Here is a 16,892-nt window from a genome sequence, read left to right on the forward strand (position 1 = left end):
CCCGCTCGACTCACAAACAGGACACGCGTACTGTTTAGGGCGGAGAGGGGTCCGCGGTGACCGTGAGGTGTGGGTGCGCCAGACTCCGGGAAACCGAGCAGACCCGCCGAACGACGCGCCACCACCGCTCAGGAGGACCAGGCCAGTGACCAGCACGAATTCCGGACGTGACAGCTTCGGCGCCAAGGGCACGCTGCAGGTAGGCGGCACCGAGCACGAGATCTTCCGGCTCAGCGCGGTCGACGGCGCCGAGCGGCTCCCGTTCAGCCTCAAGGTGCTGCTCGAGAACCTGCTGCGGACCGAGGACGGCGCCAACGTCACCGCCGACCACATCCGCGCCCTCGCCGGCTGGGACCCGGCGGCCGAGCCCGACACCGAGATCCAGTTCACCCCGGCGCGCGTGGTGATGCAGGACTTCACCGGGGTGCCCTGCGTTGTCGACCTCGCCACCATGCGCGAGGCCGTCACCGAGCTGGGCGGTGACCCGGCCAAGGTGAACCCGCTCGCGCCGGCCGAGCTCGTCATCGACCACTCCGTGATCATCGACGTGTTCGGCCGTCCGGACGCGTTCGAGCGCAACGTCGACTTCGAGTACCAGCGCAACAAGGAGCGCTACCAGTTCCTGCGCTGGGGCCAGCGGGCGTTCGACGAGTTCAAGGTCGTCCCGCCGGGCACCGGGATCGTGCACCAGGTCAACATCGAGCACCTCGCCCGCGTCGTGATGGTGCGCAACGGCCAGGCCTACCCGGACACGGTGGTGGGCACCGACTCGCACACCACGATGGTCAACGGGCTCGGGGTGCTCGGCTGGGGCGTCGGCGGCATCGAGGCCGAGGCCGCGATGCTCGGCCAGCCCGTCTCGATGCTGATCCCGAAGGTGGTCGGCTTCAAGCTGACCGGGGAGATCCCGGCGGGCGCCACGGCCACCGACGTGGTCCTCACGATCACCGAGATGCTGCGCCGCCACGGTGTGGTCGGCAAGTTCGTCGAGTTCTACGGCGAGGGCGTCAGCGCCGTGCCGCTGGCCAACCGGGCAACGATCGGCAACATGAGCCCGGAGTTCGGCTCCACCGCGGCGATCTTCCCGATCGACGACGAGACCATCCGATACCTCAAACTCACCGGCCGCTCCGACGAGCAGATCGCGCTGGTCGAGGCGTACGCCAAGGAGCAGGGCCTCTGGCACGACCCGAGCCGCGAACCGGTCTTCTCCGAAACGCTCGAGCTGGACCTCTCGACGGTGGTGCCGTCGATCGCCGGGCCGAAGCGCCCGCAGGACCGCATCGCGCTCGCTGACTCCAAGGCCGCCTTCCGCAAGGCCGTCCGCGATTACACCGATGATCCGGAGGCCGAGGTCACCGGCGTCGACGAGGCCGGCAGGGAGTCGTTCCCGGCCAGCGACGCACCCGCGCCGGGCACCGACCACGACGCGAAGCCGGTCGTGTTCTCCGCGGCCGAGGGCTGCGGTGGCCGCCCGTCCAAGCCGGTCACCGTGAAGTCGGAGGGCCGCGGCGAGTTCGTGCTCGACCACGGCGCGGTGGTGATCGCGTCGATCACCTCGTGCACCAACACGTCGAACCCGTCGGTGATGCTGGGCGCGGCCCTGCTGGCCAAGAACGCCGTCGAGAAGGGCCTCACGGTCAAGCCGTGGGTGAAGACCTCGATGGCGCCCGGCTCGAAGGTCGTCACCGACTACTACGAGAAGGCCGGCCTGTGGCCGTACCTGGAGAAGCTCGGCTACCACCTCGTCGGGTACGGGTGCACCACCTGCATCGGCAACTCCGGCCCGCTGGGCGAGGCGATCTCCGCGGCGATCAACGAGCACGACCTCGCGGTCGTGTCGGTGCTGTCGGGCAACCGGAACTTCGAGGGCCGGATCAACCCCGACGTCAAGATGAACTACCTGGCCAGCCCGCCGCTGGTGATCGCGTACGCGCTGGCCGGAACGATGGACTTCGACTTCGAGACCCAGCCGCTGGGCACCGGGTCCGACGGCGAGCCCGTGTTCCTGAAGGACATCTGGCCCTCCCCGGCCGACGTCGCCGCGGTGATCGAGAACTCGATCAGCCAGGAGATGTTCACCAAGGACTACGCGGACGTCTTCGCCGGTGACGAGCGGTGGCGCTCGCTGCCGACGCCGGAGGGCGACACCTTCGACTGGGACCCGGACTCCACCTACGTCCGCAAACCCCCGTACTTCGAGGGCATGAGGGCCGAGCCCGACCCGGTCCAGGACATCACCGGGGCCCGGGTGCTGGCCAAGCTGGGCGACTCGGTCACCACCGACCACATCTCCCCCGCCGGCTCGATCAAGCCGGACAGCCCCGCCGGGAAGTACCTCATCGAGCACGGCGTGGACCGCAAGGACTTCAACTCCTACGGCTCCCGCCGCGGCAACCACGAGGTGATGATCCGCGGCACGTTCGCCAACATCCGGCTGCGCAACCTGCTGCTCGACGGGGTCAGCGGCGGCTACACCCGCGACTTCACGCAGGAAGGCGGCCCGCAGGCGTTCATCTACGACGCCGCGCAGAACTACGCCGCGAAGGGCATCCCGCTGGTCGTGCTCGGCGGCAAGGAGTACGGCTCCGGGTCGTCGCGCGACTGGGCGGCGAAGGGCACCGCGCTGCTCGGCGTGAAGGCCGTGATCGTGGAGAGCTTCGAGCGCATCCACCGCTCGAACCTCATCGGCATGGGGGTGCTGCCCCTGCAGTTCCCGGCCGGCGAGTCGGCGGACAGCCTGGGCCTCGACGGCACCGAGACCTTCGACATCACCGGGGTCACGGCGCTCAACGAGGGCGTCACCCCGCGGACGGTGCACGTGACGGCGCGCAAGGACAGCGGCGAGACCGTCGAGTTCGACGCGATCGTGCGCATCGACACCCCGGGTGAGGCGGACTACTACCGCAACGGCGGCATCCTGCAGTACGTCCTGCGGGGCATGCTGCGCGGCTGACACCGGGCATTCTGCGACGAACGGCCCTTTCGTCCACCTCGAGTGGACGAAAGGGCCGTTCGTCGCGCTACCGATCCGCAGGCGCAGCCGCCCCGGCCCGCCGGTCCAGCAGCACCGTGCCGGTGAGCCATCCGCCGACGCCGCGGTGTCCAGTGCTGCACACGATCCCGACCAGGCCCACCAGCCCCCACAGGAACGCGAGACCGCCGCTCTGCTCCACGTTCTGCAGCAGCACGTAGCCACCGACGCCGAGCAGGCTGCGGGCCAGCCGCAAGCCCGGCCCGGGCACCGCGCCGTCCGGGAACGCGGGCCGCAGCAGCACCGCCCGCTGCCCCAGCGTGCCGCCCGTTCCGGCGCTCGGCACGATCACGAACAGCAGCAGCCAGGGCAGCCAGCCGCCGAGCACCGCCTCCACCGGTGCCAGCCACTGCGGCGGCGGCGCGAGCGACTCTCCGGCCAGCAGCAGCACCGCGCGCAGGACCACCATCAGCACCGCACCGGTGAGCCACACCCCGAGCAGGTCGCACAGCACGCCGAGCAGCCGCCGCGACACCGTGACCGGTCGTGGCTGCGTCGGGGGTGCCGCATCCCGCCGCTGCCCGGGCACGTACCGCAGCAGCGGCCCGGCCGACGCACCCAGCAGGGCACCGGCGGTGTTGGCGAGGAGGTCGTCGACGTCGAACAGCCGGTACGGGCACGGGAAGAGGAACCACACCCCGGTGAGCTGGGTGAACTCCACCAGGAGGGACACCCCGAACCCGACCAGCGTCGCCACCGCGACGGAGCGGCCGCCGAGGTGCCGCAGGAACGCCCCGAGCGGCACGAACAGCGCCACGTTGAACAGCACCTGCTGGATCGCCGGGTTCCGCAGCGGGTTCGCGACGGCGTACCGCGCGACGTCGTCGACGAAGGCGAACAGCCGCAGCTGCGCACCCGCTGCCGCGGCGGCGGAGCGGCACGCCTCCTCGACCGACGGCAGCGGCAGCAGCACGTACGCCACCAGCGCCAACGCGTACACCAGTGCAGCCGCCGCGAGCAGTGCCCGGCCCCAGCCCAGCTCACCTCGGCGCCGGTAGCTGGCCGCCACGTACGGCACCAGCAGCACCATCGCCAGCCCTGCGCCCGCCACGACGGCGATCACGGCGGGCACGATCCGAACGGTCATGCGGTCACCTTGGCAGCACCACCGGCGCCGCCGCGTCACACGGAGAGCTGGTCCACGCCCCGGTGACCCGGGCGGCCCCGCGCAACGAACGGCACTTTCGTCCACCTGGAGTGGACGAAAGTGCCGTTCGTTGCATCGGTGGGGCGAGCGGCTGATCACACCGCGGGCTGATCGGTGGCCGCCCTCGCTGCCCGGCGCCGCCGCAACGGGGCCGCCGCGACCGCGGGCACGATGACCAGCGCGGCCACGCCGCCGGCCAGCGCCAGCGTCGAGTAGCCGGCTGCGCTCACCACCAGCCCGGACGCCAGTCCGGCCCCGGCACCGGACAGGGCGATCGCGACGTCGACCTTGCCCTGGGTCCGCGCGCGCACGTCCAGCGGGACGGCGGCGAGGATCGCCGTGCCGCTGACCAGCCCGATGTTCCAACCCAGCCCGAGCAGCGCGAGGGCGATCGTCAGCAGCGGCACCGAGTCGGCCGGAGCGATCGCCGCGAGCAGGCCCGCGAACAGCAGCGTCCCGCCGGACGCTGCGGCCATCCGCAGCGGACCGAACCGGTCCACCAGCCGGCCGGTGATGGGCGACGGCAGGAACATCGCCGCCACGTGCACGGCGATCACCATCCCGGCGATCCCGACGCCGTGACCGTGGGCGGTGAGGTGGACGGGCGTCATCGTCATGATCGCGACCATCACGAGCTGGGTGACGGTCATGACGACCGCGCCCACCACCACTGACGGGGCCGCGGACCGCGCCTGCGCGGGTTCCGGCGCGGCCACCGCCGGACCGTCCACGGTCGCGGCGACGACGGACACCGTGGCCGCCGCGGCCCGTTCCCGGGCCAGCAGCAGCGGATCCGGCCGCAGCATCAGCCCCAGCACGACCGCCGCGGCGCCGTAGGCGAGTGCGGCCAGCAGGAACGGCCCGGCCAGCGCCGGGACCCCCCACGGCGCGACCGCCGCCCCGCTGATCGCGGTGAGGTTCGGCCCGAGCACCCCGCCCAGGGTGGTCGCGAGCAGCACCGTGCTGACCGCGCTCGCCCGCCGTTGCGGTGCGGCGGCGTCAGCCCCCGCGTAGCGGGCCTGCAGGTTGGTCGCGGTGCCCGAGCCGTACAGGACGAACGCGGCGAAGAGCAGCGCCGGGCTGCCCAGCACCGCCGCCAGCACGACCCCGAGAGCGCCGACCGCACCGACGGTGTAGCCCACGGTGAGGCCGCGGCGCCGACCGCCGGTGTCGGAGATGCGCCCCACCGCGGCCGCCGCCACCGCCGAGCCGACGGTGAACAGCGCCGTCGGCAGCCCGGCGAGGGCGGTGCCGCCGAGCATCTCCTGCGCCAGCAGCGCGCCCACCGTGATCCCGGCGGCGAGCCCGGCGCCGCTGAGCACCTGTGCGGCGACCAGGACCGTCAGGATACGGCGCTGCTGCGGATCCCGTGCGGGCGCGTCCCGCTCGCTGCTCACCGGACCCGTTCTACTCACCCCCGCGGCCCCGGGCCACTCCCGCTGAGGTCAGGCCGGGTGCGTCGGATCGACCCACGGCACGTACTCGGCCTCCGGGAGGTTCTCGACGTCGATGGCGAGGTTCACCACGATCGGCTCCTGGCCGCTGCGGGTGAGCACGCACTCCAGCGGTTCGTCGTCGAGCGCGTTGATCTCCTGGTGCGGCACGAACGGCGGCACGTAGATGAACCCGCCCGGTCCGGCCTCCGCCGTGTACTCCAGGTTCTCGCCCCACCGCATCCGCGCGCGGCCGCGCACCACGTAGATGACGCTCTCCAGCTCGCCGTGGTGGTGCGCGCCGGTCCGGGCACCGGGATGGATCGTGACGGTGCCCGCCCACAGCTTCTGCGCACCGACCCGTGCGCCGGTGACGGCCGCCGCCCGGTGCATGCCTGGGGTCTGCGGGGTGTTGGGGTCCAGCGCGTCGGCGGGGATCACCTTCACGCCGTTGTCGCGCCAGTCGAAGCCGGTCACCCGGCAACCCTATCGGCGCGCCCGCTGCAGGCGCACCGCCAGCCCGTCGAGCAGATAGGTGATGCCGCTGCGCGCGAGCAGGTCGAGATCGAGGTCGTAGTCCTCGGCGAGCATGCGGCTCATCATCGGGAAGCGACCGGACGCGACGAGTGCCTGCAGCGCGGGCATCGACCGCTCGAGCCATTCCTCGCTGTCGAGGCCGGTCTCCGCCGTGGCCGCCGCCTCCGCCTCGAACCCCAGCGCGACACCGCGCACCAGGTTGAACAGGATCAGCTGGACGTCGAACGCCTCCTGCAGTGGGATCGGCTCGTCCCGCAGCGCGGCCAGGCACCACTCCGTGAACGCCAGCCCCTTGCGCAGCGGCGTGGGCCGGGTCAGCGACATCACGGTCGCCAGCCAGGGATGGGTGCGAAAGGCCGCCCACAGCGCGGCAGCGGCGACCTCCAGCCGGGCGCGCCAGCCCGCCGGCGGCGGGTCGGGCGGCTCCCACTCGCCCAGTGCCGCCTCCTGCATGCGCAGGACCAGGTCGTCCTTGTCGGCGACGTGCCGGTACAGCGACATCGTCGCCGCACCCAGCTCCGCGGCCACCCGGCGCATCGACACCGCCTCCAGCCCCTCCACGTCGGCCACCCGCATCGCGGTCGCGACGATCGTCTCGGCGTCGAGCCCCGCATCGGAGGCGGCTCGCGGCCGGAGCCGCGCCGTGGCGGAGGTCGCGGCGACGACGGTGCCGACACCGGGGACGGGCCGCGTCAGCCCTTCCTGCCGCAGCATCGCGAGCGCCTTGCTCGCCGTGGCCATGGCGACCCCCCACCGGCGGGTCAGCTCGCGGGTCGAGGGCACCTTCTGCCCCACGGCCAACTCGCCCGAGAGGATCCGGGCGCGCAGCTCGGACGCGATCGCTGCAGCGCCTGGTCCCCGGGTCACACCGTCACCGCACTAGTGCACCAGAATCCGGCACCCACGCCACCGGCAGAGTAGTACACCTGGCGCTCTACTGCGGAAGAAACACTGGTGAGAGCCATGCGTACACCATACGCTCGCCGCCATGACCGCACCTACTGCACTCATCAGCGGGGCCGGGATCGCCGGTTCCGCGGCGGCGTACTGGCTACGCCGCGCCGGTTGCGACGTCACCGTGGTCGAACGGGCGAACGTGCCCCGCCGAGGCGGCCAAACCGTCGACCTGCGCGGAGCGGGGCGCACCGTCGCCCGCCGGATGGACGTCTTCGACGAGATCGTCGCGCGCAGCGTGGAGCAGCGCGGCCTCGCCGTCGTCGACGACGACGGCCGGGTCCGGGCGTCTCTGCAGGTGGACGCGTTCGACGGCAACGGCATGGTCAGCGAGATCGAGATCCTGCGGGGCGATCTCGCCGACGTGCTCCTCGCCGCCGCGGCCGACGACGTGGAGTTCGTGTGGGGCGACTCCGTCGTTGCACTCACCGAGCACGCCGGAGGCGTCACCGTCGAGTTCGAGCGGTCCCCGGCGCGCACCTTCGACCTGGTGATCGGGGCGGACGGCACGCACTCCGCCGTCCGCGCGGCAGCGTTCGGGCCGGAAACACGGTTCCTGCGGCCGCTCGGCGGGTACCAGGCGTGGTTCACCGCTCCGGCTGCCCCCGAGCTCGACGGCTGGTACCTCATGCACCGGGCCCCCGGCGGGCTCGTGTCCTCGCTGCGGCCCGGGCGGCTGCCCGGCGAGACGAAGGCGTCGCTCGGCTTCGCCGGCGGACCCGTCGACGTCGACCGCCGCGACGGCGCCGCCGTGCGTGCGCTGCTGCGCGAGCGGTTCGCAGGCGTCACCGGGTGGAAGGTGCCGTGGCTGCTCGACGCTGCAGACGCCGCTCCCGATCTCGTCTTCGACTCGATCGACCAGGTGCGCATGGACCGATGGACGATCGGCCGGGTGGCACTGGTGGGCGACGCGGCGTGCTCACCGTCTTCGCTCACCGGGATGGGTACGTGCATGGCCGTCGTCGGCGCGTACGTCCTGGCCGGCGAGCTCGGCCGGGCCCGGCACGACCACCGCGCCGCGTTCGCGCGCTACGAGGAGATCATGCAGCCCTACGTCGCGCAGGCCCAGGAGCTGCCACCCGGTGGCATGGCCGGGTACGCGCCGCGGAGCCGGTTCGGGATCACCCTGAGCACCCTGTCCATGCGGTCCATGACCCGCTGGCCGGTGCGAGCGATCGCCGCCCGGTTCTTCGCCAAGGCCGACGCGATCGACCTGCCCGACTACACCGCCGACCGCGCGGGGTGACCGCTCACGCCATCTCGTCGCCCTCCGCCGCGACGGCGAGCGTGAGCGCGAACCGCTCCAGCGGGTCCGTCCACGTTCGCACCGGGGCGAACTTGCTGGCCTGCAGCATCTGCCGCACCCCCGCGACGTGGAACTTCGCCGAGATCTCGGTGCGCATCTCCTCCCCCGCCGCGAAGTCCGCCACCAGATCGAGCGCGCGGACGTGCACGGTCATCGCGCGGGTGGCCCGCAGCCGCATCTCGATCCACTCGTCGACCGGGTCCCACAGCGCCACGTGCTCGAAGGCGTCGACGACGAAGTCTGCGCAGAGCTCGCGGTTGAGCACGTGCAGGACGTTCCGGTTGAACTCGGCGGTGATCCCGGCGGCGTCGTCGTAGGCGGCGACCAGGGTGGGCTCGTCGATCACCAGGCCGGTGCCGAGCAGCAGGTGCTCCCCGGGCTGCAGCACGGCGCGCAGTTGGTCGAGGAACACCCGCCGTTCGTGCGGGCGCAGGTTGCCGATCGTGCCGCCGAGGAACGCGACCGTGCGCTGCTGGCCGAGCGGGAGCCGATCGAGGTGGGCGGTGAAGTCGCCGACCACGCCGTGCAGCTCCAGCTGCGGGTAGTCGGCGGCGAGCGCGTCCATGGCCTGCCGCAGCGCCGGCGCGCTCACGTCCTGCGGCACGTAGCGGCGCAGGGTACCGGCCCGGACGAACGCGTCGAGCAGCAGCCGGGTCTTCTCCGACGAGCCCGAGCCCAGCTCCACGAGCGTGTCGGCGCCGGTCGCAGCGGCGATCTCGTCGACGCTGTCGATGAGCAGTGCGCGCTCCGTGCGGGTCGGGTAGTACTCCGGCAGCCGCGTGATCCGTTCGAACAGCGCGCTGCCGCGGGCGTCGTAGAACCACTTCGGCGGCAGGTTCTTCAGCGGTGCGGTGAGTCCGGCGCGCACGTCGGCGCGCAGGGCGGCCGCGGCGTCGTCCTCGGTGAGGTGGATGTCGAGCAGACCGGTACCGGCGCTCATGCAGTCCTCGTCTCGTCGGTCGTGCGGATGGCGTGCGTGGTGACGGTCCCGGGCCGGGCGACGACGAGGTGCCGGTCGGGCACCTCCTGCCAGCCGGGATCGTGGTCGATCGGTTCGGAGGCGACGAGCACCGACTCGTCGCCCGCGCGCACCGACAGCGCGTGGCCCCAGGCCGTGGCCCAGACACCGGCGCCGTCGGTGAGCAGCAGGTTCAGCCGGGAGCCGGGCGCCGCGCGCTCCAGCTCGGCAGTCACGTCGACGAGTACGTCGGCGGGATCGCGTCCGGCGCGCAGCCCGTGCCGCACCAGCGCCCACACCAGTGCCGAGTCGGTGGGGGCGTCGAGGGTGAGCAGGTCGACGACCGGCAGTCCGGCGGCGAGCCCGGCAACCGAGTGCGGCCACCCGCGCACGACGCCGTTGTGGCTGAACAGCCAACGCCCTTCGGCGAAGGGAGCAGCGGCGGTGACCGTGACCGGCATGCCGGTGGTGGCCGAGCGCACCGCGGCGAGCACCGCAGCCGAGCGGGTGGTGCGGGCCAGATCGGGGAACGACTGGTCGGACCAGATCGGTGCGGCGCTGCGGTACCGGAGGGCCGCGCCCCCCGGGTGCGGGTACCAGCCCGCGCCGAAGCCGTCGGCGTTCACGGTCCCGCCGCCGCGCATGTCGATGGGCGCGTACGACTGGTGCAACAGCCCGTGCTTCGGCTCCAGCACCAGCTCGGCGACGGTGACGGGTGGGCCCACGTAGGCCAGGTGACGGCACACGTCAGGCGGCGAGATCGGCCGGGCGGGCGTCGCGCGCGGTGCGGAACCCGCTGAAGATCTGCCGGCGGATCGGGTGGTCCCAGTTGCGGAACGTCGCCCGCGCCACAGTGGTGTCGGTGGCGAACGACCCGCCGCGCAGCACCTTGTAGTCGCCGCCGAAGAACACCTCGGAGTACTCCTCGTACGGGAACGCGGTGAAGCCCGGGTACGGGTGCCAGTCCGAGGCGCACCACTCCCACACGTCGCCGATGAGCTGGTGGACGCCGAGGGGCGACGCGCCCGCCGGGTAGGCACCGACCGGGGCGGGCTGCAGGTGGCGCTGGCCGAGGTTGGCGTGCCCCGGCGTCGGGTCGGTGTCGCCCCACGGAAAGCGCCGGGTGCGCCCGCTCACCGGGTCGTACCGGGCGGCCTTCTCCCACTCGGCCTCGGTGGGCAGCCGCCGGCCCGCCCACGCGGCGTACGCCTCGGCCTCGTGGTAGCTCACGTGCACCGCCGGCTCGTCGGCCGGCACGGGTTCGACCCGGCCGAACCGGCGCCGGTACCAGGTGCCGGAGCCGTCCTGCTGCCAGAACCGCGGCGCGAACAGGCCCTCCTCCACGCAGTGCCGCCAGCCGACGTCGCTCCACCAACGCGGATCCCGGTAACCGCCCGCGGCGACGAACTCCATGTACTGCCCGTTGGTGACCGGGTGGGTGTCGATCACGAACGCCGGCAGGTCGACGACGTGGGCGGGGCGTTCGTTGTCCAGCGCCCACGGCTCGCTCGAGGTGCCCATCGTGGACGGACCGGCCGGGACCAGCACCTCTTCCCGGGGCAGCGGGCGGCCCGGCGGCGGGGCGGGCGCGTCGAGCACGGCGGGACCGCGGCGCAGCTGGTGGGTGGCGAGCATCGTCTCGTCGTGCTGCTGCTCGTGCTGCACGATCATCGCGAACGCGAACGCGTGATCGACCAGCGGCCGTCCGCGCAGTGGATGCCCGGCGAGCACGTCGAGCACCTTGTCCCGGACCTCGGCCACGTAGGCGCGGGCCTCGGCCGGGCCGAGCAGCGGCAGGTGGACGCGGCTGGCGCGGTTGTGCCGGAACGCGTCGTAGAGCCCGTCGATGTCGGGGCGCAGCGGCTCGCGGCCGCCCACGTCGCGGACGAGCCAGATCTCCTCCTGGCTGCCGACGTGCGCCAGGTCCCACACCAGCGGCGACATCAGCGGCGAGTGCTGCGCGGTGAGCTCGGCGTCGTCGATGTCGGTGAGCAGCTGGCTGCGCCGCCGGGCGGCGGCGAGCAGCTCGGCCACGCGGGTGCGCAGGATCTCGACGTCTGCGGTGGTTGCGGTGGTGGGCACGCCGGTGGTGGGCATCGTCATCGCGGCTCCTCAGGGGTGTGCGGGAGATCAGCGGGGCAGAGCCCGCGGCGGACCTGCCGTTCGGTCATCTCGTCGAGGTCGTCGACGAGCCACTGCGGGGCTCCGAGTCCGCCGAGGCGGGACCGGGCCAGCTCGAACGCCGCGGTGGCGGCGCGAGCGAGCACGGGGTGGTCCAGGCCGTGCCGGGCGGCCTGCAGCCACAGGTCGGCGGCCGGTTCGGCGATGGCGAGCGCCTGCTCGGTGACGGCGCGGTCGGCGGTGAGCGCGGTCAGCACCGCGACCGGCAGCGCCCAGCGCCTGCCCGGCTGCATGTCGACGTAGCGCACCTCCAGGTGGCCGTGCGGGCGCACCGGGGGGAACAGCGTGGACACGTGGTAGCGCAGGTCGTCGGTGGTGGGTGGGCGCGGGCCTTCGCCGGCGATCCAGCGAGCGAAGGTGAGGCGCTCCGGTGCGAGCCAGCGCGGTCCGGCGCCGCGGATGCACAGCACCGGGGTGGCGAGCACCCGGCGCGCCCAGGCTGCGGCCGGGTCGAGCTCGCCGAACACCGGCGGGATCGCGCGCCACGGGTCGCACCGCTGCCAGCTGCGCCACCGCGCGGACTTCCATCCGGTGTCCCGCCCGGCCACCACGGCGGAGTTGGCGAACGCGCCGAGCAGCACCGGGCCCAGGGCGTGCAGGGCGTGCCAGCGCAGCGGCAGATCGGCCGCCTCACCGGCGTCGAGGCAGACCTGCACCGCCGCCGTGGAGCACATGCCGGTGCGGCCGTGCGGGCCGTGTCGGTCGAACGCCTCCTCCATGGCGGCGTAGCGCGGCAGGTCGAGGATCCGCACGGGCGGCAGCGCGGGGTCAGCGGCCCGGGGCAGGGCGACGATGCCGTGGGCGGCGAGCCGGTCGTGCAGGACGGCGGCGTCGGCGGCTGCGGTGGCGAGGAGGTCGGACAGGGAGGCAGCGGGCGGGCTGGCCAGTTCGACCTGGCCGCCCGGCTCCACGGTGACGGTGGAGCCGCCCGGCAGCGGGAGCGCCGGAGACCGCGGGTCGAGCGAGACGGGGGTGTGGGGGCCCAGCGCCGCGCGCAGCGCGTCGGCGCCGGGCCGGCCATCGGGGAGCCGATGGCTGTCGAGCAGCCATTCCAGCTCCGCTCCGACCAGCCGGGGTGGGCCGTGCTTGAAGCACACCGTCGCCACGTACGCCTCGGCCTCGGCGCAGTCGCGCAGGACCGTCGGCCCCGGGTCGGGCCGGTCACGGACACCCTGTGCTGGACCGGATGTGACAGCCAACACGTCTTCTGACACGCCGCGGACGCTACCCGCGCGCCCCGACGAATTCAGGCGAGCGAACCCGGCCGGCGCTCGTCCGGCGGCCACTATGGACGGCGAGCGGACCGGTAACGTGCGGTCCTTCCGGCGCGACTCGTTCCCTGACGGGGTGATTGCCGACGCAATGACGCCCTCGGTCGGTACCGTGCTCCGTCGTGCCCGAATGTCGACACCGGAGGTCTGCGCGATGGTTCGACACCGCCGTCTGCTGGTCGCGTTGCTCGGCGCGCTCGCCGCGCTGACGACCGCGTGCGGAGGCGGAGGCGCCGCCGCTGCGGCGACACCGAGCAGCCCACCGGCGCCGGACCAGCTGCCGCAGCGGACCGAACCGTCGTGGCTGTTCGTCGTCGACGCCGAGGCGGGCACCGCCGACGGCGTGAACCTCACCCTGACCGGCGTCGATCCCGTGGCGCTCGCGTTCGCCGACCGGCCCGTGCGGGCCGCGCGCACGGTTCCCGTGGCCGGGCTCGCGGAGTCGTGGCAGCAGCTCGGCTTCGCCGCGGACCCGCCGAACGCCGCGCTCACCGCCGAGGTGGACGGGAAGTAGCGCACCAGCGCCGTCACGCTGACCGGGGTCACCTACGACCCGGCGGCGGGCACGCTCACGGTCTCCTACACCCCCCTCGCGACGAAGCCGGAGGAGCTGCACCGGGTCGGCGGCGCCCACGAGGAGCCGGCCGCGCGGTTCGGCCGGGCGGCGCTGTTCGTCGACGCCGGCGGGACGACCGTCGGCACCAGCCAGGGCCAGGCGACGATCACGGCGATCAGCAAGGACGAGTACCAGCAGCTGCTCGGCCAGGCGCAGAACGCGTCGCGCGTACCCTGCGTCACGCCGAGCGCGTCCTCGACCCAGGTGTGCACGCTCGTCACCGTGACCGGCACGGGCACCGCTGCCTGGACCGTGATCGCGCAGGCACCGGACGGCGATCAGCCCCTCAGCACCGCCGCCGACCTGCAGGTGCAGACCGCGGCCGGCACCGAGTACGAGGCGTCGATCCCCCTCACCTACCTCCGGTCGCAGTGGGTGAAGATCGTGTGGGAGTCGCCGGCCATCGGCATCCCCGGGATCGGAGCGGACCTCGTCGCGACGGTCACCGTGGAGCCCGCGGGTCAGACCACGGCCACATGCTTCGTGCAGCGCACCCTCGCCGGGTCGTTCACCTACATCTGCACCTGACGACCACGGCAGGCACGGGTGAAGGACTCCGGCTGCTCCCAGTGGGCGGCGTGCCCGCCGGTGCTGCCGTCGAGAACGAACTTGTGGTGATCATCAGGGCAGTTTGATCACCACAAGTTCGTTCTCGACGCGGAAACCTTCAGCACCCCGGACTGAGGGCGCGATCAGTCCGGCTCCGCCGCCTGGCTCGCGGACCGCTTAGCAAGCCGTACGTACGGTTCGCATGGCAGTACGATCGAGTCATGCCCCGGGTGAGCACCGACCGTCTGGCGGCGCGCCGCCAAGAGATCCTCGACGGGGCCCGCCGGTGCTTCGCCCGCTACGGCTACGAAGGTGCAACTGTCCGCCGCCTGGAGGAGGTCACCGGACTCTCCCGCGGCGCGATCTTCCACCACTACCGCGACAAGGACGCGCTCTTCCTCGCCCTCGCCGAGCAGGACGCCGCGCGCATGGCCGAGGTCGTGGCCGACCAAGGGCTCGTGCAGGTGATGCGCGACCTCGTGGCCGACCCGAACAGCGAGGAGCTGTCGTGGCTGGGCACGCGGCTCGAGGTCTCCCGCAGGCTGCGCACCGACCCCGAGTTCCGCGAACTGTGGCGCGACCACTCCGCTGCGCTCGCCCGCGCCACCCGGGAGCGCCTGGAGCGGCAGGCCAAGGCCGGGCTGCTCCGCGACGACGTGCCGGTGTCGGTGCTGGCCCAGTACCTGGAACTCGTGCTGGAAGGGCTCGTCGCGCACCTGGCCATGGGGCTGCCCGCCGACGAGCTGACCGCGGTGCTCGACCTCGTCGAGGCCGGGGTGCGCGCCCGCCGCTGACGGGCGGCCGAGCTCCGCGAACGGCCCTTTCGTGAGCGCCGTTCCTCACGGACGGGCCGTTCGCGGCGCCATCCGCGCGCCGAGGTCAGACCCCCACGTGCTCCTCCCGGTGCTTGGCCGCGCAGCCCGGGATGCCGCAGCCCGCCGCCTCGTCGATGACCGACGGCGCGGCGAACTGCGTGCGGTACAGCGCCGCGTAGCGCCCGTCCGCGGCCAGCAGCTCCTCGTGCGTGCCCCGCTCCACGATCTCCCCGTGCTCGACGACGGCGATCTGGTCGGCGGCGCGGATCGTGGAGAGCCGGTGGGCGATGACGATGGCGGTCCGCCCCTCGAGGGCCTCGGCGAGCGCGGCCTGCACCGCCGCCTCGGACTCGGAGTCCAGGTGCGCGGTGGCCTCGTCGAGGATCACCACCCGCGGCTTGGCCAGCAGCAGCCGCGCGATCGTCAGCCGCTGCCGCTCGCCGCCGGAGAGCCGGTACCCGCGCTCCCCCACCACGGTGTCGAGGCCGTCAGGCAGCACGTCGAGCAGGTCGCCGAGCCGGGCCCGGCGCATCGCCTCGACCAGCTCCTCGTCGGTGGCCTCCGGTGCGGCGTAGCGCAGGTTGGCGCGGATCGTGTCGTGGAACAGGTGCCCGTCCTGCGTGACCACGCCGACCGCCTTGCGGATCGCGGCGAAGCTCAGGTCGCGCACGTCGATGCCGGACAGCTCCACTGCACCGGCGTCGACGTCGTAGAGCCTCGGTATCAGTGCGGCGATCGTCGACTTGCCCGCCCCCGACGACCCGACGAGCGCAACCAGCTGCCCGGCCGGCACCTCCAGGTCGACGCCGTGCAGCACCTCGCCGCCCTCCCGCGCGTCGAGGACCGCAACCTCCTCCAGCGACGCCAGCGACACCCGGGACGCGTCCGGGTAGCTGAACCGCACGTCGCGCAGCCGGACCGACACCGGTCCGTCCGGCAGCTCCTCGGCGTCCGGCTTCTCGGTGATCATCGGCGGGAGGTCGAGCACCTCGAACACCCGCTCGAAGCTGACCAGCGCCGACATCACGTCGACCCGGGCGTTGGCCAGCGCGGTCATCGGCGTGTAGAGGCGGGTGAGCAGCAGTGCGAGCGTCACGACGGTGCCGGCCTCGATCTGCCCGGTGACGGCGAGGTAGCCGCCCAGGCCGTAGACCAGCGCTTGGGCCAGCGCCGAGACCAGCGACAACGCTGTCATGAACACCCGCGACACCATCGCGGTCCGCACACCGATGTCCCGCACCCGCACGGCCTTGGCCGTGAAGTCGGCGGCCTCCGCCTCAGGCCGCCCGAAGAGCTTCACGAGCGTCGCGCCGGGCGCCGAGAACCGCTCGGTCATCGTCGACGACATCGCGGCGTTCAGGTTCGCCGACTCCCGCCGCAGATCGGCGATCCGCCGGCCCATCCGCCGGGCGGGCACGACGAAGATCGGCAGCAGGACGAGCGCGAGCAGCGTGACCTGCCAGGCCAGCCCGATCATCACGGCCAGGGCGAGCACGAGCTGGATCGCGTTGGACAGCACGGAGGCGAGCGTCGAGGTGATGGCCGACTGCGCGCCGATCACGTCGTTGTTGAGCCGGCTCACCAGCGCGCCGGTGCGGGTACGGGTGAAGAACGCGATCGGCATGCGCTGCACGTGCGTGAACACCGCGCGGCGCAGATCGACGATCAGGCCCTCCCCGATCCGCACCGAGAACCAGCGGGACGCGAGCCCCACGGCCGCGTCGAGGATCGCGAGGCCCCCGATGCCGGCGGCCAGTCCGATCACGACGGCGACGGCGCGGTCCCCGCCCGCGACGATCGCGTCGACGACCCGCCCGGCCAGCAGCGGGGTGACGACCCCGATGGTCGCGCTGAGCACGGTCAGCGCCAGGAACGCGGCGAGCCACAGCCGATACGGCCGGACGAACTGCCAGATCCGTGGGATCGTCCCCTTCGCCACCGACTTCGGCGCGTCCGCGGCTCGGGCCGCGCTGCGCAGCACCATCCATGACCGGTCCACCGGCCGCCTCCTCACTGACCCGTTCCAGCGACCTCAACACACGATGTCGCGTGCGCGTTCCGCCGGGGCGACTTGTGCCACGCTTTCTGCTC

General features: G+C 73.0%; 15 protein-coding genes. 5 read left to right on the forward strand and 10 right to left on the reverse strand.

Going from position 1 to position 16,892, the window contains the following annotated elements:
* Nucleotides 1-145: 145 nt before the first annotated feature.
* A complete protein-coding gene (locus BUE41_RS01380) occupies nucleotides 146-2,956 on the forward strand; it encodes an aconitate hydratase (protein WP_073454957.1) in 2,811 nt (936 codons plus the stop codon).
* 67 nt (nucleotides 2,957-3,023) lie between these two features.
* Here BUE41_RS01380 and BUE41_RS01385 read toward each other — a convergent pair whose 3' ends face one another.
* The 4 genes from BUE41_RS01385 to BUE41_RS01400 form a co-directional block, all read right to left on the reverse strand.
* A complete protein-coding gene (locus BUE41_RS01385) occupies nucleotides 3,024-4,121 on the reverse strand; it encodes a VanZ family protein (protein WP_073454958.1) in 1,098 nt (365 codons plus the stop codon).
* Nucleotides 4,122-4,276: 155 nt separating this feature from the next.
* Nucleotides 4,277-5,578 carry an MFS transporter gene (locus tag BUE41_RS01390; RefSeq protein ID WP_143171905.1) on the reverse strand — a complete coding sequence of 434 codons (1,302 nt, stop codon included), beginning with the start codon at nucleotides 5,576-5,578 and terminating at the stop codon, nucleotides 4,277-4,279.
* 48 nt (nucleotides 5,579-5,626) lie between these two features.
* The gene (locus BUE41_RS01395) at nucleotides 5,627-6,091 is read right to left on the reverse strand and encodes a cupin domain-containing protein (protein ID WP_073454960.1); all 465 of its coding nucleotides are present in this window, start codon (nucleotides 6,089-6,091) and stop codon (nucleotides 5,627-5,629) included.
* A gap of 9 nt (nucleotides 6,092-6,100) precedes the next feature.
* Complete coding sequence (locus tag BUE41_RS01400) at nucleotides 6,101-7,018, reverse strand: TetR/AcrR family transcriptional regulator C-terminal domain-containing protein (RefSeq protein ID WP_073454961.1); 918 nt, start codon at nucleotides 7,016-7,018, stop codon at nucleotides 6,101-6,103.
* 121 nt (nucleotides 7,019-7,139) lie between these two features.
* On the opposite strand from BUE41_RS01400, the gene BUE41_RS01405 reads away from it, so the two are divergent.
* The gene (locus BUE41_RS01405; protein ID WP_073454962.1) at nucleotides 7,140-8,351 is read left to right on the forward strand and encodes an FAD-dependent monooxygenase; all 1,212 of its coding nucleotides are present in this window, start codon (nucleotides 7,140-7,142) and stop codon (nucleotides 8,349-8,351) included.
* Nucleotides 8,352-8,355: 4 nt separating this feature from the next.
* On the opposite strand, the gene egtD is transcribed toward BUE41_RS01405, so the two are convergent.
* The 4 genes from egtD to egtA are packed head-to-tail and all read right to left on the reverse strand — an operon-like array spanning nucleotide 8,356 to nucleotide 12,764.
* Entirely contained in the window at nucleotides 8,356-9,351 is a 996-nt protein-coding gene (gene egtD, locus BUE41_RS01410; RefSeq protein ID WP_073454963.1) for an L-histidine N(alpha)-methyltransferase, read from the reverse strand.
* On the reverse strand, nucleotides 9,348-10,115 hold the full coding sequence (gene egtC, locus BUE41_RS01415) for an ergothioneine biosynthesis protein EgtC (protein ID WP_073454964.1): 768 nt from the start codon (nucleotides 10,113-10,115) through the stop codon (nucleotides 9,348-9,350). Before egtC ends, egtD begins: the two co-directional genes overlap by 4 nt.
* Before the next feature lies 1 nt (nucleotide 10,116).
* Nucleotides 10,117-11,466: an ergothioneine biosynthesis protein EgtB gene (egtB, locus tag BUE41_RS01420; protein ID WP_073455139.1), complete on the reverse strand. Its 1,350-nt coding sequence runs from the start codon at nucleotides 11,464-11,466 to the stop codon at nucleotides 10,117-10,119.
* 2 nt (nucleotides 11,467-11,468) lie between these two features.
* On the reverse strand, nucleotides 11,469-12,764 hold the full coding sequence (gene egtA, locus BUE41_RS01425) for an ergothioneine biosynthesis glutamate--cysteine ligase EgtA (protein ID WP_234996871.1): 1,296 nt from the start codon (nucleotides 12,762-12,764) through the stop codon (nucleotides 11,469-11,471).
* 211 nt (nucleotides 12,765-12,975) lie between these two features.
* Between egtA and BUE41_RS01430 the strand changes: the two genes are divergently transcribed.
* Nucleotides 12,976-13,335, forward strand: coding sequence for a hypothetical protein (locus BUE41_RS01430; protein ID WP_143171906.1), 360 nt, complete (start codon nucleotides 12,976-12,978; stop codon nucleotides 13,333-13,335).
* Between the two features lie 65 nt (nucleotides 13,336-13,400).
* Here the strand turns inward: BUE41_RS01430 and BUE41_RS01435 are convergent, their stop codons facing one another.
* On the reverse strand, nucleotides 13,401-13,649 hold the full coding sequence (locus tag BUE41_RS01435) for a hypothetical protein (protein WP_073454967.1): 249 nt from the start codon (nucleotides 13,647-13,649) through the stop codon (nucleotides 13,401-13,403).
* 10 nt (nucleotides 13,650-13,659) lie between these two features.
* Here BUE41_RS01435 and BUE41_RS01440 point away from each other — a divergent pair, with 10 nt between their 5' ends.
* Together BUE41_RS01440 and BUE41_RS01445 are read left to right on the forward strand one after the other, a co-directional pair.
* On the forward strand, nucleotides 13,660-13,965 hold the full coding sequence (locus BUE41_RS01440) for a hypothetical protein (RefSeq protein WP_143171907.1): 306 nt from the start codon (nucleotides 13,660-13,662) through the stop codon (nucleotides 13,963-13,965).
* Nucleotides 13,966-14,207: 242 nt separating this feature from the next.
* Nucleotides 14,208-14,780, forward strand: coding sequence for a TetR/AcrR family transcriptional regulator (locus BUE41_RS01445; RefSeq protein WP_073454969.1), 573 nt, complete (start codon nucleotides 14,208-14,210; stop codon nucleotides 14,778-14,780).
* An 85-nt stretch (nucleotides 14,781-14,865) separates the two neighbouring features.
* Here BUE41_RS01445 and BUE41_RS01450 read toward each other — a convergent pair whose 3' ends face one another.
* Nucleotides 14,866-16,800 (reverse strand): ABC transporter ATP-binding protein, encoded by a 1,935-nt coding sequence (locus tag BUE41_RS01450; protein WP_084754150.1) that lies wholly within the window; start codon nucleotides 16,798-16,800, stop codon nucleotides 14,866-14,868.
* Between the last annotated feature and the right edge of the window lie 92 nt (nucleotides 16,801-16,892).

Source organism: Pseudonocardia thermophila (genome assembly GCF_900142365.1).
GTDB classification, from domain to species: Bacteria; Actinomycetota; Actinomycetes; order Mycobacteriales; family Pseudonocardiaceae; genus Pseudonocardia; species Pseudonocardia thermophila.

What these genes read in the sequence shown, in the direction of transcription:
- BUE41_RS01385 (WP_073454958.1), bottom strand. Translation starts at nt 4,121, where the DNA reads ATGACCGTTCGGATCGTGCCCGCCGTGATCGCCGTCGTGGCGGGCGCA.
- BUE41_RS01405 (WP_073454962.1), top strand. Translation starts at nt 7,140, where the DNA reads ATGACCGCACCTACTGCACTCATCAGCGGGGCCGGGATCGCCGGTTCC.
- egtD (WP_073454963.1), bottom strand. Translation starts at nt 9,351, where the DNA reads ATGAGCGCCGGTACCGGTCTGCTCGACATCCACCTCACCGAGGACGAC.
- egtB (WP_073455139.1), bottom strand. Translation starts at nt 11,466, where the DNA reads ATGCCCACCACCGGCGTGCCCACCACCGCAACCACCGCAGACGTCGAG.
- BUE41_RS01430 (WP_143171906.1), top strand. Translation starts at nt 12,976, where the DNA reads ATGGTTCGACACCGCCGTCTGCTGGTCGCGTTGCTCGGCGCGCTCGCC.
- BUE41_RS01445 (WP_073454969.1), top strand. Translation starts at nt 14,208, where the DNA reads ATGCCCCGGGTGAGCACCGACCGTCTGGCGGCGCGCCGCCAAGAGATC.